Origin of the sequence: Acinetobacter radioresistens DSM 6976 = NBRC 102413 = CIP 103788, from assembly GCF_006757745.1 — a bacterium.
GTDB lineage: Bacteria > Pseudomonadota > Gammaproteobacteria > Pseudomonadales > Moraxellaceae > Acinetobacter > Acinetobacter radioresistens.
In genome coordinates, this window is the sequence record NZ_AP019740.1 from 900,646 (window position 1) to 924,013 (window position 23,368).

Sequence of the window (23,368 nt, forward strand, 5' to 3'; positions counted from 1 at the left end):
ATAGAAGAGGATGATATATTTTTTCCTCTTCTTATTTATAAAATCATTAACCGTCTGTACTGATATTAACTTGGGCTTCAGCAATTAATTTCTCAGCCATCTCACGTGTTTTCTTCAGCCCTGGCATCCGGTATTCTGTATGGCCATAATCCTGAATGGACTTCCAGCGACCTCCCCAGGTAAGCCCTACAGATTCCGCAACCTCTCCATAAATCTGATAACCTCGCATTGCCCAGGGGTCACGTTCGGAAATAACTACTTTACCATTACGTTTGAACGCTACATCTGCGGCTAGACCAAACTGATGATAGCTTTGGTAGCCTTTAGCGCGTGTTGTGTTCGGATTTCCAGCAAGTAAATTCTGTCTTGATGGGCTACGGTAACCTTCCAGCAGAACCAATTCATAATTGTGCTGCTCTTTCATGATTTTAAAAACCATCAGCAAGCGCTGCTTATAACGCGGATTCATTTTCTCCCATTTACGATTAACCATCGTGGTATCCAATAATCCATGATGATGATCAGCTGGATTTTCTATATTAGCAGCACTGACAGAGTTAATGTTCTGTGCCATATAGGCTTGTTCTAGTTGAGAGGCTTCTATAATAGCTTCCTGAATTAATGTTTCATCAACTTCAGGGGGAGAACTCAGTATTTCACCATTGAGCAAAGCATAAATCTGTGGATCAACTTCTTTTAAATAATCCGCTTCTATCCGTGTCGAACTGACAGGTCGGGTAAAGGCAAAAATTAAAATACTGGAAAAAAGTAAAAAACCTGCAAAAAGTATCCACCATTGTTGCAAGTACCAGTGTGACTGTAATTTGTCTGGTGCAGCAGCATGGTGCATATGATGGGCGAACTGTTGAACGTTTAAAAGTTTTTTTCTGCCTTGCGGTAAAAGCATTTTAATAAACTGTGAACCTTGTGCCCGTAGTTCATAAGACATTAAAAAGCCCAGTCCGACTGCTAGGCAAATAAAACAGAAGAAAATTAGAAAAATCATACTAGTTAGGATTCATCTAAGGAAAATGGTTTTTGAGTTACTTTAATTTGTAACGACGCTTTAGGTAGCTCAGGTTCATTTTCCTTAACAGGTATGATTTCCGATTTAGCTTCAATTTTTGCATTAGCAGGAGCAGTTTCTCTTTTTTTAGTTTCCAGATGAGGTGCGGTTTTAGGAATTGTATGAAGATTTTTCACCTCAGCAGCTTTATGTTCAAAAGGTGAAACTCGCGGTGGAGTAGCAGTTGGAGTAACCGGAGGGGGAGTAAATAGCTTGCTGAGTTCACTCTCTTTAGGCTGTATAAAATCATTATCATTATCATTATCATTATCATTAGCTGAGGCTAGTTCTTCTTCAGTAGCCTGAATCTGCTCTTGTGTAACTAACAAAGTTGGCGCGGATTCTGCATGGGCAGTATGCGCTGCTAAAGAAGAGTTACTCTGGGTAAAAGCCTTTTCAGAAGATTCCACTACTGCGGGTGCAGAAGAGTCTCTAAATAAAAAGAGCATGGCTATACCACTGAATAAAATACCTAAAATAAATCCGATCAGAATATATAGAGCAGGTGATAGAGAATTTTTCTTGGATGGCTGCAAGATTCGTAAGGAGGTCGGTTTCTCTTGAATCATTTTAATCTACTAAGGTAAATGGATAGTAATATGAGCTTCTTCTGCAGGTGCTGAAATCACATTCTGATAGGGCAACAAAGCCTGCTGATTTTGTTTGGACAGCATAAAACGTAAACCGGCAAAGGTTAACAGTGCAAAAAGCAGCAGAAAAAACAGAATCCAGAAAAATGGGAGTTCGCGGTGAATAATATGCCTGATCTGGTCTGGAATAGCCGAGAAAGGTGAAAAAGCTGCCTTTTTTCCTTTGAGATAATCGATTTCGTCACCCACCCTGGCTACCAGATGATTGAGACTCTCAATGGATTCAATCCGGTATTTACCCTGAAACCCCAGTAATAGGCAATAATGAAAAACTTCCAGAGCCGCAAGGCGGTCTTTACCACGTCTGTGCAGTTCTTCCAGTATTTCAAAAAAACGGTAACCAGCTAGCTGAGAACCAAATAAGCTCAGCTGTAAGGGGCTAATTAACCATGCATTTTGCAGATTAAAATACGCAGGATCCTGCTGGGTTACAATAGTTTCATCAATCAGTGCGCAAAAAGCATATTTCGCATCTTGAATGTCATCAGCAGAAAAATGCAGTTTTTTGGCCTGCTGTTCAAAGCGGTTAAGCAGGTCCAGAATTTTCTGACGGAACTCAGCCGGATCCCCAGGTAAGTATTGATTTCGAATTAGAAATACAATGTAAAAACCGTCATGCATTAAATCAATCAGGTTAATAGTCTGGACTTTACTCTGTGGCTGACTGGAACTTGGTATACCTGTGCCAATTTTACCATCATCAAAAAGTGAAGGTGCCCCCATAGGATGTTGTGTCATAGCCAGCCTCTCTAAGCGTTTACAACAGCAATCAGTTCAATACTGATGTCTTGAAAGCCAGCAGGAACATAAATACAGATTGCTTCAGACTCAATCATGCGCTGATATAATTCATGATGAGCTTCAATTTCAAAATAACTTACCCCTGAGCGTACTGGAATTGCAGTCGGGACCTGTACAAGATGATGCAGTGGAATAGCCGGTAAGGCTGCAACCACGCGCTGTTCTACATCAACAGTACTACCTACTTTAAATCGTAAAGGAACAATTTGAATCAACTCATGTGTCTGCATCATGCTGCTTGATACAGCAATATAGAGTCGTGTGTCACGATTAATTTTGTCTGATTCTAGGCTACCCAGCCAATAAGATGGGCGAATTTCCTTGAGGGCAATACTAATGTAACGATTAGAAATAATGGTATCGAGTAAATCTCTTAAAATAACATCGAGCTGCTGGAAACTTTCCTGTAGCTGATGGTGTTTATATTGTGGTAAATGTTCAACTTCATAAGCAGTAGAAAAAGTCAGCAATGAGCCTGTCAGCCGTAATAATTCAAAAAAGAGCCGCTCAGGATGAACCTGTGGGTTCTGCAATAAGTGGTTTAATCCTGCATGTGCAGTATTTAGTGCATTTACCAGCCAGAATGAAATAATATCACCCGAACGGAATTCAATGAGTTTCTGCTCGTTTTCACGATTATTGTTCTGAATGGTTTTAATCTTGGCTTTAATTATATTTAGAGTTCGTCTTAAATTAGAATTTAAGGTTTCTGAGGCCTCAACCTGTAGAATTGGAGGAATAAATTTTCGGTCCAACTCAAATATACCGGAACTTTGTCGTTTTAATTTTCCAACAGGCAAATATAAAAAACCTTCTAATTCTTGATTCGGATGAACATGTGTCTCAAGCAGTTTAAATTCTGCACGACGCCGTAACAAAGTAATATCTGCTGGCATAGCGGTAGTAAACAAATCATGTGTTTCTACCAAATAGTCATGATAACGGCTGGACTGTGACGCCTGTTCATCTGAAACATTCTTCTTGTTTGCCTGTAAGATAGGTAAAGCCAGATAAATTGTCATCTCTCCACGTAGACTTAATTCGTCGAGTAGTACAGGAGCAGGTAACAGATCCTGAGCTGGTGCTTGGTAAATCTCGCCATCTTGCCAGATCATTTCAATATTTTCTAAAGCCAGCACATGTGTGCTGAGCTGAACTTCATCAAACTGCAATTTTTGTATGCCATACGCAAAAGGAATAGTGGCACGAATCGTATGGTTTAAACGTTGCTCATGATAAGAGTCCTGTAGCTGGAAATGCTGAGGGCGTAAAAATAGACCCTCGCCCCAAAGAACTTTTTCTGCTTTAAACATAATTAATTACCAATCTTATTCATATTCATTCTTTGGTTGTACACCCAGTATGTCCTTTACCATCTGTAACGGCTGGTCATCTTTAATCACTTGTGCCAGCCACTCATGTAATGGCATCTGGCTCCATTTAATTGTTTTTTGCAGCATATAGCTGACAGGACTGTGCGGTTCATTAGCTTGAAAATAATCAGCAATATCCTGTAAAACCCGCATAGCCTGCTCACGGTTTGCTATGTGAGATTGAATCTGAGGCTGAAAGGCCAGTGAGTTCTGCAACACAGCTGGCTCCTCAGATATAATCATATGAGGAGTCAAGGGGACAGATTCAGTGACTGTATCTGGTACAGAATGGGTCATGATGCTACCGAAAGCTTCTGCTTTATAGATTTTTCTTAATGTTGCATGAATATCAGCCAAACTTGAGTCAATTGCAGCAAAACTTGGAGCATCTAGCCCCATCAAATTATCTAATACCTGTTTGATTATGTTCCATTGCAGTAAAATCTCACTAAAATGCTGATAATTCTGGTATTGAAAGCTTTTGGAGGTATTAAAAAGTGCCTGTTCGAACTGTTCCAGTTCAGCAGCATGCTCTGTAGAGTAATCTTCATCTACCTGCTTGCGACGAATATTCTGATGATATAAAAAATTTTCATAGTCCAGCAGAGTGTAAAATGGTGCAGTATTGACCAGCGGAACTTTTTTAATTAAAGGTATTAACTGGTTAAGAAGACCCTGTAATAAACCGATACGCTGGTCCAGATCATTATCTTCAATTTCAGGATGTATGGACTGCCAATATTGCTCAAGCATGCGGTGGCTTAATTCCAGCCCTTTCGAAATACCTTCGAAACCAAAAAGATACGCCCAAGCTTCATTAATCCAAGTTAATAGACGAATATCCTTACTTTTGCTTTGTAAAAGATCACTACATTTATTGGATACAAAGTCCCAGTCTGCTTGCTTGCGTTCGGTAATCCAGTCACCCTGATCCAGCAAAAAGTCATCTTGAGTTTTTGCCTTCTTGATTTCGTGAAAATCATTAGAAAAGGAAAAATCCTCTCCACAAGATTTATCTTCACTAATGGGCTCAAGAAAATTTGAGATATTGATACTCATATAATACGTGACTCTTAATTTTTTAAGCTTCTATCTTGGTTTTCTTTACTGTACGTTTCTTTTTTACTTTCTCAATCGGATCAAATCGATAAATAATTTCATCATTTTCAACATCGATTGTAATTTTTTTAGGAAGTTGATGCTCCGCTAACGCTATTAATAAATGGGTAGCCAGAGCCGGTAATATGCTAGAATTCAAAATGTTATCTACATTACGCGCTCCACTATCGACTTCGGTGCACCGGCTAAGCAGTAACTCAATCAGATCATTTGAATATTGCACCACAGTTGCATACTGTTTCTCGATGCGGGCAGTAACTTTATTCAGCTTGTGTTCAATGATCTGAACCAGTAAATCATCATGCAGTGGGAAATAGGGCACGATGCGCATACGTCCAATAAATGCAGGCTTAAACTGTTTATACAGGCTTGGTTTTAAATATTCGACCAGCTCTTCGGTACTTGGCCATTGCTGGACTTCCTGACTCAGACAGGCCTGCATAATGGCACTAGATCCTATATTTGAAGTCAGTAAAATAATAGTATTTTTAAAATCGATTACACGGCCTTCACCATCTTCTAGTGTGCCTTTGTCGAAGACCTGATAAAACAATTCCTGCACATCACTATGCGCTTTTTCAATTTCATCAAGTAGGATCACACTATAAGGATTACGACGCACTGCTTCAGTTAGAACTCCACCCTGACCATATCCGACATATCCCGGAGGAGCACCTTTGAGAGAAGAGACGGTGTGGGCTTCTTGATATTCTGACATATTAATAGTAATTAGATGCTGTTCACCACCATAGAGTTCGTGAGCAAGAGCTAAGGCAGTTTCAGTTTTTCCTACACCACTTGGACCGATAAGCAGAAATACACCCTGAGGTTTATTGGGATCTTCAAGTTTAGCTTTTGAAGTTTTAATTCCTTGTACCAGCTGCTCAAGTGCACAACTTTGCCCCATAACACGCTGCGCAAGTTTGTTTTCTAAGGTCAAAATCTGCTTGATTTCGTCATTGATCATATTGCCAACTGGTATACCGGTCCAGTCAGAAATAATTTCATTAATTATCTGGGCGTTAACACGTTCAAAGACCAGAGGCTGTTGTCCCTGCAATGCGTTTAAATCTGCACGTAATCTGGTAATCTCATTTTGAACAGCAGCCTGTTCATCAGTATCCTGTTGTTTAAGCCTTTGAATATTTTTGACCAGTTTCAGCTCTGCTTGCCACTGGTCTTCTGTCTCCTGAATTTCCTGTTGCAGTCTTACCAAACACTGTTCAAGCTCATCTAGGCGTTCACGGTGTATAGGGATCTGGCGATGTTCATTTTGCAGAATCTGTTGTTCCAGTGTCAAATTGTGCAGTTGAGCCTTTAGCTGATCTAGTTTCACTGGCTGAGCATTATGTGTAAGAGCCACCCGTGCCGCAGCAGTATCTAGCACACTAATAGCTTTATCAGGGAGCTGCCGACCACTAATATAACGATGAGATGCCTGTACCGCAGTAATAATTGCCTGATCATCAATTTGCAGGTTAAAGTGAGCCTGCATAACGGGAATCATGGCGCGCAGCATATCAATTGCTACTTCTTCACTGGGCTCTTCTACCTTTACGACCTGAAAACGGCGGCTTAGTGCTGCGTCCTTTTCAAAATACTGTTTATATTCGGCCCAGGTCGTAGCTGCAATTGTACGTAACTCTCCTCGGGCTAAAGCCGGTTTTAAGAGGTTCGCTGCATCATTTTGCCCAGCTTGGCCACCTGCACCGATAAGGGTATGTGCTTCATCAATAAATAAAATAATAGGATGGGGTGAGGCTCGTACTTCCTGAATAACCTGTTTTAACCGGTTTTCAAATTCTCCCTTAACACTTGCTCCTGCTTGCAATAACCCCATATCAAGAACATGAAGCTGTACATTACGTAGCGCCTCTGGAACCAGTCCTTGAGAAATTTTTAGTGCCAGACCTTCCACTACAGCAGTTTTTCCAACTCCCGGTTCACCAGTTAGAATGGGATTATTCTGGCGACGACGCAATAGGATATCCAGCATTAAACGGATTTCATGTTCACGCCCAATCACAGGATCAATTTTACCGGTCTCGGCTTTTACAGACAGATTAATAGTGTACTGATCGAGTGCTGGCGTTTTAATAGCAGGTGATATAGAGGGTATGGTCTCTTGTTGAGTATGGAGATGGTTCTGCTCTGTAGAGCAAGACCGCTCAACTTTATGTTCTGTACTTAATGTACATACTTCCAGAAATTTGTGTTTCATACTGTCGATTGGCAGTAAATCAAACAGACTTGAAGCTCGAGTTGCAATCTGATAAAGATCAGGCGCCGTTAATAGAGCTACCAGTAAGTGTCCACTACGAATAACTGGAATTTGGTCAGCTGAAGCGATTAACCATGCCTGTTCAAATAATCGGATAATTGACTTGGCAAAAATAGGAGTACGAGTATTTCCTTTCGGTAAAGAACAAATAGTTTCCTTTAAATCATTGATTAGATTATCATTAGAAATGTTATATTTTTCTAATAATAACTGTATATCATTGGGCACTTCCTGATTTAATAATTCTATAAATAAATGTTCAATTTCAATTTCATAGTTCTGTAACTTAATACAAAAATTTGCTGATTTTTCTAAGGCTGTACGGGCAGGAAAAGATAATTTTGTAATTAGAATTTTTAAATTACTCATTTATAACTCGCAAATTTTTTGAATATCAAAATCTAGAAAATAATATTAATTTGATATTCTTTTAATATTTTAAATGGATAAAATTATATATTTCAATAACTTGTATGCCATGACTGAATTCTCTTATTATTCTACAATAAAAATGTGAAGTTTGTGTAAAAAAATATACATGTATATTACATAAAATAGCTTGTGGGCAGTTTTCTAGAGGAAATATGGAGATTGTTTAATAAACGTAACTCAACTTGACATTAATCGTAGTTTTTTTGTTAAATTCGGCAAATCTATTTTGTTAATGTATAAAGATTGATAGATAAGTATTTTTTAAAAATAATTTTTAGCCTATCAATTAAAAACTTAAATAAAAAATGAGGCATGTTTTGAAGAAAGGTATTTTAATAGCGCTCCTATTTACAGGTATAAATTTACCAAGTGGAATTAATCTGGCTTATGCAGCAGATAATGTGAACTCCATCAAATTAAAAAGCAAATGTGTTAAGCAGAATCCACTGGCTGCAGGGCAAACAGATCCTGAGTTATTATCAATTTATCAACAAGTTTGTGATAAAAATAATGCTGCGCGTAAAAATGACCTGCTTGTTCAGGCTGCCTTGCGTATGTACGAGTTGAATCAGCCCGTAAATGCACTAGCGCTTGCACAACAACTCAAACAGCAAAATGTTCGAGGTGCAGGTTTAACAGATGTTACCTTTCTTGCAGGAATAGGAATTGCCAAACAGGCCTTACAGGATATGCGTACTAATGAAATGCGGTTCTTGAGTAATGACTTGACTTACCCACCTGCCAAAGAGTTAAGTGATACGATCCGTATGGCTATGCCCGTACCTGAGACGATAAATACCAAAGCTATTACTGATGAGACGATAAAAACTCGCGAAGCGCGTTCAGTAGTAAAGTCAACCAAACGTACCACCACAGCAAAGCCTTCCCGTAATAGCAACATTCGTACAGCGCCGGTGAAAGCCCGCCAAAGTACAGCAACTAAACAGCCAAATTCAGCAAGTATAAGTAAAACTGGCACGAATCCATTTGAATCACTTAAATAAATTATTCGGAATACAACATTATGGCGAAAAGAGAAAGCGTACAGAAAAAGCTTCAGCGGATTCGTCCACCACGTGTTCAGCTCACTTACGACGTTGAAATTGGTGATGGTAAAGAAGCCAAAGAATTACCTTTTGTAGTTGGAGTAGTAGGGGATTTTTCTGCTGCTTCTGAACTGGAAAAGACTAAATTAAAAGATAAGAAATTCATTAATGTTGATCTGGATAACATTGATGAAGTCATGGAGTCACTTGCTCCACGTGCTGCTTTTCAGGTAAATAACACTCTGACTGAGGAGGGCGGCCGCATGTCTGTAGAATTGATATTTAAGTCTATGAAGGATTTTCGGCCGGAGCAGGTGGCTCAGCAGGTAGGACCTTTGCGCAAACTTGTGGAAGCGCGTGAACGTTTGACAGATTTGCGTAACAAGATATCCAATAGTGAAAAGCTTGAAGACTTACTGGATGAAGTACTTAAAAGTACTGACCAGATACGTAAACTGAGCGCGGAGGCTGAACATGAATAATACTCAGGCAGCTACTGCATTTGCTCTGGAAAATGAACCGGTCAATCTGCTGGACTCTATTGTTGAACAAAGCCGCATTGCGCGAAATGAAGAAGAACATGACCGTGCTAAAAGCCTGATTGGCGAGCTGGCAAAAGAAGTAATGGCAGGAACCATTACAGTATCTGAAAATATGACGCTTTCAATTGACAAGCGTATTGCAGAAATTGATGCACTGATTTCCGGCCAGCTTAGCCAGATCATGCACAATGAACAATTTCAGAAGATCGAGTCGACTTGGCGCGGGTTATATTATTTTTGCCAAGAAACACCTTCTAATCCGATGATCAAAATCCGGATGCTGAATACTACTAAGAAGGAACTGGTAAAAGATTTTCAGGGTGCAACTGATTTTGACCAGAGCACATTGTTTAAAAAGATTTATGAAGAGGAATATGGCTCCTTCGGTGGTGCTCCATATGCAGCCCTGATCGGTGATTTTGAATTTGACCGTACTCCTTCAGACATGTATCTGCTTGAGCAGATCTCTCATATCGCTGCTGCAGCACATGCACCTTTTATTTCCGCAGCCAGTCCAAGTATTCTGGGTCTTGAGTCATTTACTGATATTGACCGTCCAAGAGATGTCTCCAAAATTTTTGAAACTGCTGAATATGTACAATGGCGTTCCTTTCGGGATAGTGAAGATGCGCGCTATGTTGCTCTAACTATGCCACGCGTATTGGGACGTTTGCCTTATCATCCTAAAGAGGGTACTGCAACAGAGGGTTTTAATTTCGCTGAGGAAGTATCTGGTCAGCATCATGACGAATATTTATGGATGAATGCAGCCTATGCATTCGGTACGCGTCTGACAAATGCTTTTGATTTATATGGCTGGTGTGCAGCAATTCGCGGTGTAGAAGGCGGTGGCCTGGTAGAAGGACTGCCTGTGCACACTTTTAAGACCCCAGATGGCGAAGTGTTACTCAAGTGCCCAACAGAAATAGCCATTACTGACCGACGTGAAAAAGAGTTAAGCGACCTTGGTTTTATCCCGCTGGTTCACTGCAAAAATACAGATTATGCAGCTTTCTTTGGTGCCCAGTCAGCTCAGAAACCAAAAAAATATGACAACGATACAGCTAATGCAAATTCTGCACTGTCTAGCCAGATCCAATACATCATGGCCGTATCACGTATTGCTCACTATCTAAAAGCAATGATGCGTGACAAGGTCGGCAGCTTTGCTTCAGCAGGTAATGTAGAGGCATTTCTAAATGAATGGCTATCGCAGTACGTATTACTTGATGATGGTGCATCACAAGAAGCCAAGGCACAGTATCCGCTTCGTGAAGCATCAGTAAAAGTTGTAGAAGATCCGGCGCAACCGGGACACTACAAGTCGGTGGTCTTTTTAAGACCGCATTTCCAGCTGGATGAGTTGTCTGTTTCTTTGCGACTCGTGACTGAATTACCCCAGTCTTCCAACTAAAAAGAACCTAACCACATAATAACTTTAAATTAAAAGAGGAAGTTTATTAAATGAAAGATATTTATATCGAATTTAGAGGTAAATATAAAGTAGATGGTGAGTCACGTGACAGTGAGCATAAGGGATGGCTTGAGGTTAACTCTTGGTCTCATAATATTCGTCAGCCTAAATCTGCAACTTCAAGTAGTGTAGGGGGGCATACGGCTGAACGTGTTGAGCATTCAGACATGATATTTGTAAAAGATCTGGATGCAACCAGCCCTAAATTATGGGAAGCATGTTCTGCGGGCTATACCTTTGATGAAGTACAGATTGACTTTTATCGGGCCAATGGCGATAAACGTATTAAATATCTGCAAATCAAGTTAAAGCATGTACTTGTTTCAAGCGTAACACCCACTGTAAATGAAGAGGGTGTGCCAACAGAAGCGTTTGGTCTGAAATATGCCGCTGTTGAGTGGACTTATAACCAACAGGATATTAATGGTACAGCAAAAGGCGCAGTTACTAAGAAATGGTCACTTTCTAATAATACAGCATCTTACGCTGCATAATAGTCAAGTGATTACCCTGAATAGAGGTTAACACCTGGTTAACCTCTATTTCTATTAAGCTTTTATTTATAACTAAAAAATGAATCTAGACCATTTATACCCTTATGGATTCCGTTCGACATTGTTTGATCGCCTGATTCCAGAGCAAGACCGCTATTTACAGGGACTTTCAATCCAGCAGTTACGGGAATCTGTTGCTCATGATCTAGAAGATTTATTAAACAGCCGTGTGGCAAAATTTGATCAAGAGATGGCAGCTTATCCACTGGCCCGTAAATCTGTTTTACAGTTTGGGATTATTGACTTTGTGGGACTTTCTACAGCTAATCCACTGGATCGGGAGACAATTTGTCATTCTATCGAGCAGTCTATTGAAGCACATGAGCCACGTCTTAAGCAGGTCAAAGTAGAAATGTTACTTGATGGGCATAATATGGGGTCACTTTGCTTGAGCATTCAGGCTTATTTAAATATTTATCCTCTATATGAACCTGTACTTTTTGATGCTTTATTAAAACCAACAACACAACAATACGTTATCTCTGCAAGAACTTAATGTGGGCCTCCTGTGATAGAACAACTCTTACCGTATTATGAAAAGCAATTACAAGAATTCAGTCAGCAATCACGAGAGTTTGCACAGAAGTATCCTAAAATTGCCCAGCGTTTATCATTAAATCAAGAACAGATTGATGATCCGCATATTGAACGGTTAATTCAGGCTTTTTCTTTAATTGCAGCTCGGATTGATAAAAAGCTTGAAGATAGTTATGACGTATTTACTCGGGCATTATTTGAAGTAATGTTTCCGCAGTATTTGCGGCATTTTCCAGCCTGTACGATAGTAAGTTTTGAAGACGAAAATAAAATCAGACAGTTGACTGGCCGACATATTATTCCTAAAAAGACAACCCTGAAGTCGCGCAGTTTTAGAGGGGTACAGTGTGAGTTTAATACCAGTCAACAGGTAATATTGCTTCCTGTTGCCTTAAGTCAACTTGAATTTAAAACATCACCAAGTGCACATATACATTTAAGCCAGAATGCAAGCTTGAGCTTAAAATTTGACATTTTTAATAATGCACAAGCTGTTCTGATACAGGAAAGATTATCTATCTACCTGGATGCAATCTCAAATTTCCCTTTACAGGTTTTAGACAGTATTTTTAGGCCTGAGACTGGATTTGCCTTGCGAATTGGTCAACAGATCTTAAAAATAGATAACCCTTTTAGTATCATAGGTTTTGCAGAAGAAGAATGCCTGTTACCAGTAGATCAGCATACCCATCATGCCTATCGTCTACTGATGGAATATTTTTGTTTTCCCGAAAAATTTAATTATTTAAATCTTGATCTTGGTATTTTAAAAGGCCGTATTCAGCAGTATGAGAGTTTTGAGGTTCTAATTTATTTTAAGCTGAATCTGAATGACCAATCAATGATTCGTAATTATTCTGAACTGAATGTTGCAAATTTTAAGCTGTTTACTTCACCAGCCATCAACCTGTTTGAAAAGCAAGCTGAACCACAGAAAATCACTCATACCCAGCTATATTATCCATTAATTACGGATACACATCATCCTGAATCTTATCAAGTATATTCAATTCTTGAAATGAATATGGTGCGTGAGAAAACCAATCAGGAGCAGGTCTATACTAGTGTTTTACCATTTTTTGCTATCAGCCACTATAAAAATGAACAGGTACAGTTTTTTTATGCGCTGGATTATCAGCCAATACAAACCAATTTTGTCGAGATGCGCTACTCAATCATCTCTAAACATTTAAAACCCCTTGAGATTAAATCTGATTTTATCAGTATCCGTTTATTATGTTCGAACCGTGATTTAGCTCATGAGGCATTAAGCCAGTCTAATAATATTTTAAATCTGAATGATAGCAGTCTGGCACGCCGGGCATTAATACTTAAACGTCCAACGGTACCTTATAGTTTTGATCAGAATAAAACTGAACAGTGGCGTATTATTTCTCATCTTTCACTGAATACGCTAGCTTTAATGAAAGGCGACAGCCTAAGCCATGTTAAGGAATTGCTTGCATTATATAATCTGCCGTCTTCTAAAGAAAATCACTTAATTATTAATGCAATTGATCAATTAGAGTTTTCATTAACCCATAAACTGGTTGATGCAAAACCTTTTCCCATGTTTATTCGGGGTGTTAAAGCAGAGTTAAGTATAAATAGCAGTGTCTTCAGGGGCCATAGTTTATATATATTCAGTTATTTACTTAGTCATATCTTTAATTTGAAGGTCCAGATCAACAGCTTCGTTGATGTGGTAATCACAGACAGTTTAAGTCAGCAGGAGTTATACCAATGCGTGCAGAACGTTGGTGGCAAAACTCTTCTGTAATTGACCAGTTATTTAATAAAGCAGGTACTTTTGAGTTTATTCAGACAACACGTCTGTTGAGACATGTTCCGTATTTACGCGGCAATTCTGCGTGGGCAGATACTTTTAAGTTTGAACCTGCTTTTAATCTAAGTTTCCCTGCATCAGAAGTGGAGCAATTGGAATTTAAAGAGCAGCACCTGCATTTGACTAATCTGGTAGTAGGACTTACTGGTGTTCAGGGTGCTTTACCTTATGCTTATACCTGTAAGGTTAAACAGGGTACCCGGCAGCAACGCCTGGAAGTGAAAGAGTTTTTGGGCTTATTTAATCATAAACTGGCCGCACAGTACGTAGATTCGAGTATTAGCTATAATTTACCTATACGTTATGAAGTTGAACAGGAAAACCGCTATCTGGATATCTTGCATGCATTAAATGGTTATATTCGTACCCAGCATCAGCAAACTGAGCTGGACGAGTATTTTGCGGAATTCGCGGGCCTGATGCAGGGACAGAATAATACTCCTCATGCGCTGAAAACCATGCTGAGCTGTATCTTTAAGCAGAACATACATATACGGGAATTCATCAGGGAAACCTTTAAATTAGCCGATGAACAAAAAACCCGTCTCAATAGTCACAAACCCAGCCTTTTGGGACTAAATACATTTTGTGGCGATACCGTTCAGCAGGTTGATGGAAAAATTGAAATACAGATAGGCCCTATGAAACGGGCACAGTATCTGGAATTTTTACCACAGCAGCCGCTTTACATAAAACTTAAACGTCTGGTGCAGTCTTGGTGTAGTCCAACATTATTTATTGATGTGCGATTAATCTTGGACCGGAGTGAAATTGAGGCCACGCATCTGGAGCATCAACAGTCTGCTGGTCTGGGACAAGGTAGTTTTCTGATGCCACCGGAGCAACCCCAGCATAACTATGAAACCTGCTATAGTCTGATAGGAGCGGTTTCATGTTGAAAAAAATCCTGGCGACTTTTATTGGTGTATTTTTAACGCTAAGTAGTTTGATCATTCTGTACTGGAGAGATGTTCAATATGAACCAGAACGTCAGGATTTCCTGATCTATTTCGGGCTCTTACCTCTTGCTATAACATGTCTTTTACTCTCGCCATGGTTGATTTATCTAGCTTATCAGGCCTATCAGAGTAAAAAAAATCAGGCTGAATTGGCACAACAGAAAGCACAAGAAGCACCAAGTACTCAGGTGACGCAACAGATTGAGTGGCTAAAGCTGAACATTTATGCTGCGCATGTTTACAGTGCTTTAGGTGAAGATGGAGCCATTCTTGAGCAGTTAAAAGAATATACAAGTCCTGAACTGGACCTGAAATTACAAAATAGCAATGGGCTGCCAATTCTCTCTTACCGTATTGAAAAGCTGGATGAAGAACTTGGACCGGAGCAAGATGCAGATGGGCTTACCACATTTTCGGTACGCCAACAACGTATTATGGCTTTAGTAGAGCATCAGCTTGAAAAAAATGTTGAGGTACTTCGTCAGGTTGCTGAACATCTAAAATACTCCAGTCTGTTCTATGAAACTCAACAAATTCATGACTACCGTATGCATCCTGCTTGGATAGACCCAGGCGCAGAATATGATCCAGATGAAGTTGCTGTACCAGAACTTAAACAGGTGGAAAGACTCGATCGTCTTAATCTGCATATTCTTTTATCTGAAGATTTACAGCACGTCTGGAATGAAACGGCTCACCAAAACCGGTTACAGGAGTTTTTCAGTAACCTTGGCATTATTCCGCAAAAAATACATCTGGCATATCATTTTCTTGGCGCAGAAACAGTAGTACATGATTTTTTAATTTTATTGAAACAGCAGCAGGATCAGACCCAGGAAATTTCTCTGATCATTAGTGCTGATTCTGAAATTGATCAGGAGATAATTGATGAGCGCATCTGGATCTCTGACCATTATCTGCCAGCAGAATTTTCGAGCAGCTGTTGTATAGCATCTACAAAGGTCAATTTTGAACAGCTCTTACCTTTAAAAAGGTTAGTGCTGGCTATAAACCAGAATCAGGTCAGACATATTCTGAAAGAACTGAATATTGATGAACTACCACAGTATAAAAATGAAGAACCTTTTGTGGTGGTACTTGATGATATTACACAGATCAAGACATTAAAGAGAATAGAGCAATATTTTGAGCAGAGTCCGATTGAGCCACACCACTATTTATACTGTAGAGCAAGTTTAGGTCATACACAAAATCTGGAAAAAATTTATGGAATGATGCTTGGTATGTTACTGCCGCCGGAACAGGTCGCTGTGGTATTTGGACAGGATATACAGGCAATTATCCAAGATATTCCTGAGGAGATAGGACCTCGGGAAGCAATAACTGATAGCTGATTAATTATTTTTAGAAATACGAGAACTCAATGTATATCATTTTAGGTTACTTGTGGCAGTACATTACCAATCCTAGGGCTATTATTGCCTTATCATTGTTTGTTGCTCTGGTATCATCTTACTCTGTTTTACCACGACACATTTTCTGGGCACTGGCAGCCAGCTACATGCTGGGACTTATTTGCTATGGTATTTACTGGCTGGTACAGCGCAGACGTCATACGGTGCAAGGGGAAGAACTTGCTAATGCAATTCAGCAGGATACAAAAGCCGAGTATGGCCAGCAAAAAAATAAAGAAGAACTTCAACTGATTAACCAGCAGATGAAAGATTCTATCCAGTTAATTCGCAAGTCAAAGCTGGGAGATAAAAAAGGTAATGCCGCACTTTATGAATTACCTTGGTATATGGTTATTGGTAATCCGGCAGCAGGCAAGAGTTCAGCAATTTACAATTCGGGGTTAAAGTTTCCATTTGAGGAGACGCACCAGAAAATGATTTCAGCAGGTTTAAGCGGCACACGGAACTGTGACTGGTTCTTCTCTACAGAAGGCGTTTTACTGGATACTGCTGGACGTTATTCTGTCTATGCAGAAGATCATTCTGAATGGCTGGGTTTTCTTAATATTCTCAAAAAGAATCGCTCTAAGGCACCAGTAAATGGGCTCATTGTTATTGTCAGTATTGCTGAATTGATTGGTCAGAGCCCAGAAAATTCACTTAAACTGGCAAAAAACTTGCGCGCCCGAATTCAGGATTTAACCGAGCGTTTGGAAGTAGTGGTGCCAGTATATCTGGTCTTTTCAAAAATGGATCTGATCGCAGGTTTCACTGAGTTTTTTGATTGTTATGAAGCACAAGAATATAACCAGGCTTGGGGTGCAACTCTGCCGTATGAACAGAATTCATCACAAAATGCGGTTGAGCTTTTCGAACACCATTACAATTTACTTTACAATGGATTAAAGGGGGTCAGTACGACGCATCTGAGTCGTCGTCATTCACAGAATATTTCACCAAGTGTAATGACATTCCCGCTCGAGTTTAAAACTTTAAAACCGGCATTAAAAAGCTTTATCAGCACATTGTTTGAAGATAATCCTTATCAGTTTCAGCCCGTATTCCGGGGGTTTTATTTCACCAGTGCCTTGCAAGAAGGTATAATTGAAAGTCCGATGACAAAGCAGATTGCACAGGAATTTCATCTTTCTCAAATTACCCAAGCTGAACCTAGTGATCATAACATTGCTCTACAGAATCATGGATATTTTCTGAAGGGACTATTTTCTAATATTATTTTAAAAGATAAAAATCTGGTAAAACAGCATATTAATCCAAGCAGAAAACGTCAGCGCTATCTGGCATTTATAGGAGCTCTGCTTGGTGTATCTATTATTCTCGGTTTATGGGTATGGTCATATCGTAACAACCAGCAGCTGATTGCAGATGTGCAGGCTGATTTAGATAAAGTGGTACATTTAGAAAAGGCTTCTGGCCAGCAGCTTTCTACGCAGCTTGAGGCTCTACTCATCTTGCAGGAGCGTTTACAGCAGCTCGATGAGTTTGATGAACATCGCCCTTTAAAGTTCCGCTTTGGCCTGTATCAGGGAAACCAACTCCGTGAGACTTTAAAGGCTGAGTATTTAAAAGGTATTCGTCAGATTGTGTTGCAGCCCACCCAGCAAAATATTGCGCAATATTTGCAGCGGGTTAAAAATAATGAAGAAACACTTAAAGCTAATCATATCAATGTTGAAGTCAAGCAGGTGGCTAAGACTGGGCAATATCTGGAACCTTTAGATACCAATCCACAAGATGCTTATAATGCTTTGAAAGCTTATCTGATGATGAGCAACCCGCAATATATGGATGCAGGGCATTTAAGTGATCAGGTTACGCGTTTCTGGCGGTCATGGGTGGATGCTAACCGTGGTCAAATGTCTCGGGGAGATATGATCCAGCAGGCTGAACAGGTACTCTCTTATGCTATGACATTAACTGGTGATCAGCAGTTTCCGGTACTTGATGCAGATACTCAGCTGGTAGATCAGACCCGTCAGGTCTTATTGTCTGTCATTCGCGGTATGCCTGCACGTGACCGTGTCTATAATGAAATCAAGATGCGTGCGGCTGTACGCTTTCCTGCCTTAACAGCGGGCCAGATTGTTGGCGAAAATAATAAAGGTGCTGTGCTCGGCAGTTATGCTCTTCCAGGCGTTTTTACCCAAAAGGCATGGGATGAATATGTTAGTAGTGCAATTGATGAAGCAGCCAATAAACCGACAGATAGTAAAGACTGGGTACTCAACAGCCGTCAGTCAGATGACCTGACGTTCTCTGGCAGTCCAGAGCAGATCCGTAAGCAGCTAGTTGCTCTCTACAAGCAGGAATATATTGCAGAGTGGAAAAAATTCCTGAATGGTATTTATTATGCAAAAGCTCCCCAGTTTAGTCAGCAGTCTAAAAATATTGACATACTGGGTGAACCACAGAACTCACCAATCCGTATTCTATTTGAGCGTATTGCTATTGAAACAAATTGGGATAACCCGGTAGTACAGGCTGAACTGGCTGTGCCACAAAAAGGTTTTATTGCCTGGTTTAAACGTAAAGTGTTAAACCGCAGTGATGCGCAAATGTCACAACAGGTATCAAATAAAGCTCAAGGACCAATCTCACAGGAATATCAGATGTTCTATCAACTGGTACGTAAACGTGACGATCAGCAGAATAAATCCTTGCTTGATGAATACATGCAGAATCTTGCCCAGGTGCGAAGTAAATTTAATGACCTGAAGAATGCTGGTGAAATTGGTCCGAGTGCTATGGCACTGGTTAAACAGACTATCAGTGATCAGAACTCAGTTTTTAATACTGCACAAAAGCATATTGATGAGAGAATGCTGGTAGGACTGAACGATATTGATCAGCAGATGATACAGAAACTTTTAGTGAGTCCTTTGACCCAGTCTTTTGCCAGCCTGATTACACCTGCACAAGAAGAGATTAATAAGCTTTGGATAATTCAGGCATATCAGCCATTTCAAGCGAACTTAAGCCAAAAATATCCATTTAATTCCTCTGTCTCATTACAAGCTACCAGTAATGAAATCGGGCAAATTTTTGGCGATACCGGTAGTATTGCCCGTTTTGTAAAAGAAATATTAGACCCCTTGGTCATTCGCCGTGGTTATACTTTAACGTCCAAAACCTGGAAAGATTTGGGTATTAGCCTGAATCCACAATTTGTCCTAAACTTTCAGCGTTATGTTGCTCCAATCAATGGTATGGCAACAGGTACACTTGACCAGCCGACTGCTACGCCCGCAGCGAACCAGTCGAATTTCCAGTTCTATCCATTACAGAATCCACAGCTTCTGTCCTATACCATCGATATTGATGGTCAACGTATGCTCTATGAAAATGGGATTCAGCAGTGGGTAAACTTTGTCTGGCCGAACCGTAGTGCAATTCCTGGAGCGCGTATTACTGCTGTAGACCTGCAAGGGCAAACCCATACAATTTTTGATGAGCCAGGTGAATATGGCATTAATCGCCTGATCGATTCTGCTCAGCGTAAGGAGCAAAATGGCAGCTTTGAAATGGTATGGCGCAGTAAAACTGATCCATCGGTATTTGTAAAAGTGAATTTCCGCCTGATTAGTGGTAGCAGTTCAGGAGGAATCGGTTCAAGCCGTGGATACTCAGGTTTGCAGCTGGTCGATAAAGTCACAACTGACAAGGCAGTACGAGTTGTTTCTGCACAGCCTGCACCGGCAGTATCTACAGTTGGACTAAAACCAGCTGGATCTGCTGTCGTACCGCAGACAGGAGGTACTTCCTGATGCAAGAGAATAAGGATATTCAAGGAACGAAACAATGCAGTATTTAAAAAGTACGCCTTTATATTATGGAAAAACCCCTGCACGCGGCGACTTCCTGAAATCAAAGGGGCAGTATGCACTGATACAGGTTATTGATCAGTGGATTACAGAAGCTTTGGAACAGGCCATGCAGAATACTGGCTTTAAGCAGCACTATGCAGCTTTACCATCTCTAGATTTTTTTATCGCTAACCCTCACGAAAAAATGTTTTTGGTGGCTAATCTCATCACCAGTGAAGATAGCTCGGGCCGGCCTTTTCCTATGGTATTAAGTCACTTACTGGAAGTTGAACAACCCTATCAGAATCTACTCCTAGCACCTTATTGTTATAAACCGGTTTTAGTTGACCTATTCCAGAGAAACAGGGTACTAAGAACAATTCATAATAGCGATATCATGCTGAATAAATTGGCAAATCTCCCTGACCAGATTCAGTCATTTACCATAGCTGAAGCACAGGCATTTTATGAAAATCATACGATGCATACATTTGCTCAGTTAATGAAAATTAGTGTATATGAACTGGTACAAAGTATGATTGGTTTAGGTCTGTTATTACAGCCCATTTTGAAAAATGGAACCAGTCGATTAAATAAGATACTGATTCTTCCAATTAATAGCCATATATATTGTTATGAAGTGGCGACCCTATGGGTAAGTATGATCGGGCATTTTTTAAAAAAAGCCCAAACTGAAGTTCTCATTGGTATTTTGCATCAAGAAAAGCCAGTCCTATTATTTGGCTTTCAAGGTGCTGACATATTGGCCCTCAGTGATATTTTTGTTAACAATATGCAGAGTGAACACTGGGTATCATTAGTTCAGGCCCAATGGATTGATCCATATCTGGAGCAGAATGCTGGTTTAGCTACTCTAGAACAGGCTTTATGCCAGCGGCAATTAAGTTTAAATCAAGGCTTAAAACTCTTTCGCCAAACTTTTTTAGATGAATAAATATGCGATCTTATAAAAAATTAAAATATGCTGTAGTCTGTGTTATTGGCTTGGGAGGAGGTTCGCTAGTCTGGGCAGAACCTGTAGTTGTAGAGGGAGTGGTACCAAATGAAGCCAGTAAACAGGCGATTCTGATGAGAATGCAGTCTGTATATGGTGCAAACCAAGTGATTGACAAAATTCAGGTGCGGCCTGTAGCAGCCCCAAATGGCTGGAGTGATTCTGTGGCTCGTGTAATTACGCCAGAACTTAAAAAAGTCAGACAGGGACAGCTGCGCGTACGAGGTACACAAATCGAGCTTAATGGTAAGGTTAGTCATCCGAATGATATTCAACCTACTACTGCAAATTTTCAAATGCTTATACAGCAACCATATCGCTTTAATGCCCAATTATCTGTAAATCAGGCCGAGCAGAAAATTATTGATGATGCTTTAAAAAACCGGATTGTTGAATTTGAATCAGGCAGTGCGGTGTTGACAGCGGCTGGACGTCAGATTCTGGAAGAAATGGCAGTAGCCTTACATAAGGTAGGCGGAAAAAAAGTTAAAATCATTGGTCATACAGACAGTTCGGGGGATGGCAATAAAAACTTTTTACTAAGCCAGGAACGTGCGATGGCTGTACGCAATTATCTTATTGCTAAAAATATTAAAGCAGAAAATCTGAGTACGGAAGGTATGGGTTCAAGCAAACCGGTTGCTGATAATACAACTGCAGAGGGCCGCAAGAAAAATCGTCGTATTGAGTTTGAGGTACTTTAGTACCTCTTAAAAAATAAAGGAAAACTAAAATGGCAATTCCTTATATTGTAATTGGTTGTCCGACCACAGGTGGTGGAAAAGTTATCAGCGGAAATAATACTTTTCTGGTGGAAGGTATTCCAGTAGCGTGTGTAGGAGATAAAGCAACTTGTCCAAAACATAAAACCGTTACTACAATTATATCAGGTGACTCGCACATGCAAGTCATGGGCAAAGCTGTAGCACGTGCAAATGATGTATTGGCATGCGGATGTAAACTATTGCCAAAACAGAATAGCGTAATAGGAGAAAATTAAAGTGCTACAAATTAAACCTAAAACTGCCTAAAGAGTAAAAGAATAAAAATAAATAACTGTGGCAAGATTCACATAATAAGCCCAGAAAATTACAATTAGATCAAACTGGACCGTGTCTTTATCGTTAATAATCATCCTAAGTCTAGGAAAGACTCAAAGTCGGCCCGTTATAAGCGGCGGGTGACAAAGTAATAGCGTTCTTACTAATAAAAAAGAGATAAGGAGCCTGCTATGTTACACCTACAATTAAATACTCAGTCTCTGTATGAAAAATTAAACACGGTAACCCAGCTTTTTGAAAATTTTAGTGGAGCTGCACAACCCACTTTATACTATAACCCTACAGGACAGGCCAAGAGATGGGCCGAGCAGATTGCTCTCCTGAATCAGCCCTATATACCTACACCTTGGCTATTTAATACTCATCTACAGCTCTTCTACTTTGATATGATCCGCAAAAAAACTACCCAACTAGAATATGATCATGAAGAACTTCTTACCATGCAAGATGGAGGTACAACCGCGCTTTACTGGTCGGGTTATGATTTACCGGATGATGTACCTACGGTTTTTGTACTGCACACTATAATGGGAACGCCACAAAGTATGCGAGAACTGGTACGTGATCTGCGTTTGATGACAGGATGGAGGGTAGTACTATGTTTACGGCGAGGACATGCTGACTTAAAATTGACTACTCCACGTTTAAGTATTGTCGGCTCTACCGATGACTTGCGTGAGCAAATATCTGTTGTGCGGGAACGTTTTAAAACGTCCTCACTTTATTGTGTTGGCGTGTCGGCAGGAACAGGTCTGCTGGTCCGGTATTTAGGAGAAATGGGCAAGAAATCTGCCTTTAAAGCTGCCTTCGCCTATTGTCCCGGTTATAACTTAAATGAAGTATTTAAAGTTGCACATAAAGCTTACAGTCAATATATGACGCATCAGCTTATTAAAACATTTGTTTTAGCTCATCAGGATCAAACCTCTCAGCTTTCAACTTATCAGGCGCTAATATCCGCCAGAGATTTGCATGAATTTCAACTTGCGGTTTATGAGCTGGCAGGGTTTGAAAGCTATGAAGTTTATGAGAAAGCAGCAAACCCAATTTATGTTTTTGATCAGGTAACCAGCCCACTGATGATGCTCAATTCAGGAGATGATCCGGTCTGCCGCCTGGAAAATGCTCAAGCCTATCTGGATAAAATTTGCGAAAAAGATAATATCATGCTGGTCACTACACCAAAAGGAAGTCACTGTGCCTATTATGAAGGCTGGAAAGCCAGCTCTTGGGCTCATCGCTTAATCGCAGATTTCTTTACACAATTTGGTGATACACAAGACAGACTATCTGGTCAGCAAACTGTACAGGCAGCTTGATGAAAGAAATAATATTAAAAACTCTCCTGCATATAAGGCTCTAGCTAAGCAGCT

At 40.1% G+C, this 23,368-nt stretch carries 19 protein-coding genes; 13 read left to right on the forward strand and 6 right to left on the reverse strand.

Annotated features, from left to right (window positions below; genetic code table 11):
- Positions 1-46: 46 nt before the first annotated feature.
- From ACRAD_RS04135 to tssH, 6 genes are all read right to left on the reverse strand, one after another.
- The gene (locus ACRAD_RS04135) at positions 47-1,006 is read right to left on the reverse strand and encodes a M15 family metallopeptidase (RefSeq protein WP_016801175.1); all 960 of its coding nucleotides are present in this window, start codon (positions 1,004-1,006) and stop codon (positions 47-49) included.
- 5 nt (positions 1,007-1,011) lie between these two features.
- Positions 1,012-1,515, reverse strand: coding sequence for a hypothetical protein (locus tag ACRAD_RS04140; protein ID WP_227548693.1), 504 nt, complete (start codon positions 1,513-1,515; stop codon positions 1,012-1,014).
- Positions 1,516-1,644: 129 nt separating this feature from the next.
- Complete coding sequence (icmH, locus tag ACRAD_RS04145) at positions 1,645-2,454, reverse strand: type IVB secretion system protein IcmH/DotU (RefSeq protein WP_005025169.1); 810 nt, start codon at positions 2,452-2,454, stop codon at positions 1,645-1,647.
- 11 nt (positions 2,455-2,465) lie between these two features.
- Positions 2,466-3,830 (reverse strand): type VI secretion system baseplate subunit TssK, encoded by a 1,365-nt coding sequence (gene tssK / locus ACRAD_RS04150; protein ID WP_005025171.1) that lies wholly within the window; start codon positions 3,828-3,830, stop codon positions 2,466-2,468.
- A gap of 15 nt (positions 3,831-3,845) precedes the next feature.
- A complete protein-coding gene (gene tssA, locus ACRAD_RS04155) occupies positions 3,846-4,949 on the reverse strand; it encodes a type VI secretion system protein TssA (RefSeq protein WP_005025173.1) in 1,104 nt (367 codons plus the stop codon).
- A gap of 22 nt (positions 4,950-4,971) precedes the next feature.
- Positions 4,972-7,659, reverse strand: coding sequence for a type VI secretion system ATPase TssH (gene tssH / locus ACRAD_RS04160; RefSeq protein WP_005025176.1), 2,688 nt, complete (start codon positions 7,657-7,659; stop codon positions 4,972-4,974).
- A gap of 380 nt (positions 7,660-8,039) precedes the next feature.
- On the opposite strand from tssH, the gene ACRAD_RS04165 reads away from it, so the two are divergent.
- From ACRAD_RS04165 to ACRAD_RS04225, 13 genes are all read left to right on the forward strand, one after another.
- Entirely contained in the window at positions 8,040-8,726 is a 687-nt protein-coding gene (locus tag ACRAD_RS04165) for a hypothetical protein (RefSeq protein WP_005025177.1), read from the forward strand.
- Between the two features lie 20 nt (positions 8,727-8,746).
- Positions 8,747-9,250 (forward strand): type VI secretion system contractile sheath small subunit, encoded by a 504-nt coding sequence (gene tssB, locus ACRAD_RS04170; RefSeq protein WP_005025179.1) that lies wholly within the window; start codon positions 8,747-8,749, stop codon positions 9,248-9,250.
- Complete coding sequence (gene tssC, locus ACRAD_RS04175; RefSeq protein ID WP_005015197.1) at positions 9,243-10,724, forward strand: type VI secretion system contractile sheath large subunit; 1,482 nt, start codon at positions 9,243-9,245, stop codon at positions 10,722-10,724. The genes tssB and tssC overlap by 8 nt, the downstream gene beginning before the upstream one ends.
- A 50-nt stretch (positions 10,725-10,774) precedes the next feature.
- Positions 10,775-11,278: an Hcp family type VI secretion system effector gene (locus tag ACRAD_RS04180; protein ID WP_005015188.1), complete on the forward strand. Its 504-nt coding sequence runs from the start codon at positions 10,775-10,777 to the stop codon at positions 11,276-11,278.
- Positions 11,279-11,357: 79 nt separating this feature from the next.
- Positions 11,358-11,834 carry a type VI secretion system baseplate subunit TssE gene (tssE, locus tag ACRAD_RS04185; RefSeq protein WP_005025183.1) on the forward strand — a complete coding sequence of 159 codons (477 nt, stop codon included), beginning with the start codon at positions 11,358-11,360 and terminating at the stop codon, positions 11,832-11,834.
- 12 nt (positions 11,835-11,846) lie between these two features.
- The gene (gene tssF / locus ACRAD_RS04190; protein ID WP_005025186.1) at positions 11,847-13,655 is read left to right on the forward strand and encodes a type VI secretion system baseplate subunit TssF; all 1,809 of its coding nucleotides are present in this window, start codon (positions 11,847-11,849) and stop codon (positions 13,653-13,655) included.
- Positions 13,619-14,620 (forward strand): type VI secretion system baseplate subunit TssG, encoded by a 1,002-nt coding sequence (gene tssG, locus ACRAD_RS04195; protein ID WP_005025188.1) that lies wholly within the window; start codon positions 13,619-13,621, stop codon positions 14,618-14,620. Before tssF ends, tssG begins: the two co-directional genes overlap by 37 nt.
- On the forward strand, positions 14,614-16,035 hold the full coding sequence (locus ACRAD_RS04200; protein ID WP_005025190.1) for a hypothetical protein: 1,422 nt from the start codon (positions 14,614-14,616) through the stop codon (positions 16,033-16,035). Before tssG ends, ACRAD_RS04200 begins: the two co-directional genes overlap by 7 nt.
- A gap of 29 nt (positions 16,036-16,064) precedes the next feature.
- Positions 16,065-19,880, forward strand: a complete 3,816-nt coding sequence (gene tssM / locus ACRAD_RS04205) for a type VI secretion system membrane subunit TssM (protein WP_005025192.1) — start codon at positions 16,065-16,067, stop codon at positions 19,878-19,880.
- Positions 19,881-19,914: 34 nt separating this feature from the next.
- Positions 19,915-20,874 carry a type VI secretion system-associated protein TagF gene (gene tagF / locus ACRAD_RS04210; protein WP_005015160.1) on the forward strand — a complete coding sequence of 320 codons (960 nt, stop codon included), beginning with the start codon at positions 19,915-19,917 and terminating at the stop codon, positions 20,872-20,874.
- A gap of 2 nt (positions 20,875-20,876) precedes the next feature.
- Complete coding sequence (locus tag ACRAD_RS04215) at positions 20,877-21,638, forward strand: OmpA family protein (RefSeq protein WP_005025194.1); 762 nt, start codon at positions 20,877-20,879, stop codon at positions 21,636-21,638.
- Between the two features lie 29 nt (positions 21,639-21,667).
- Complete coding sequence (locus tag ACRAD_RS04220) at positions 21,668-21,934, forward strand: PAAR domain-containing protein (RefSeq protein WP_005025196.1); 267 nt, start codon at positions 21,668-21,670, stop codon at positions 21,932-21,934.
- Between the two features lie 231 nt (positions 21,935-22,165).
- On the forward strand, positions 22,166-23,314 hold the full coding sequence (locus ACRAD_RS04225) for a YheT family hydrolase (protein WP_005025200.1): 1,149 nt from the start codon (positions 22,166-22,168) through the stop codon (positions 23,312-23,314).
- Positions 23,315-23,368 lie beyond the last annotated feature (54 nt).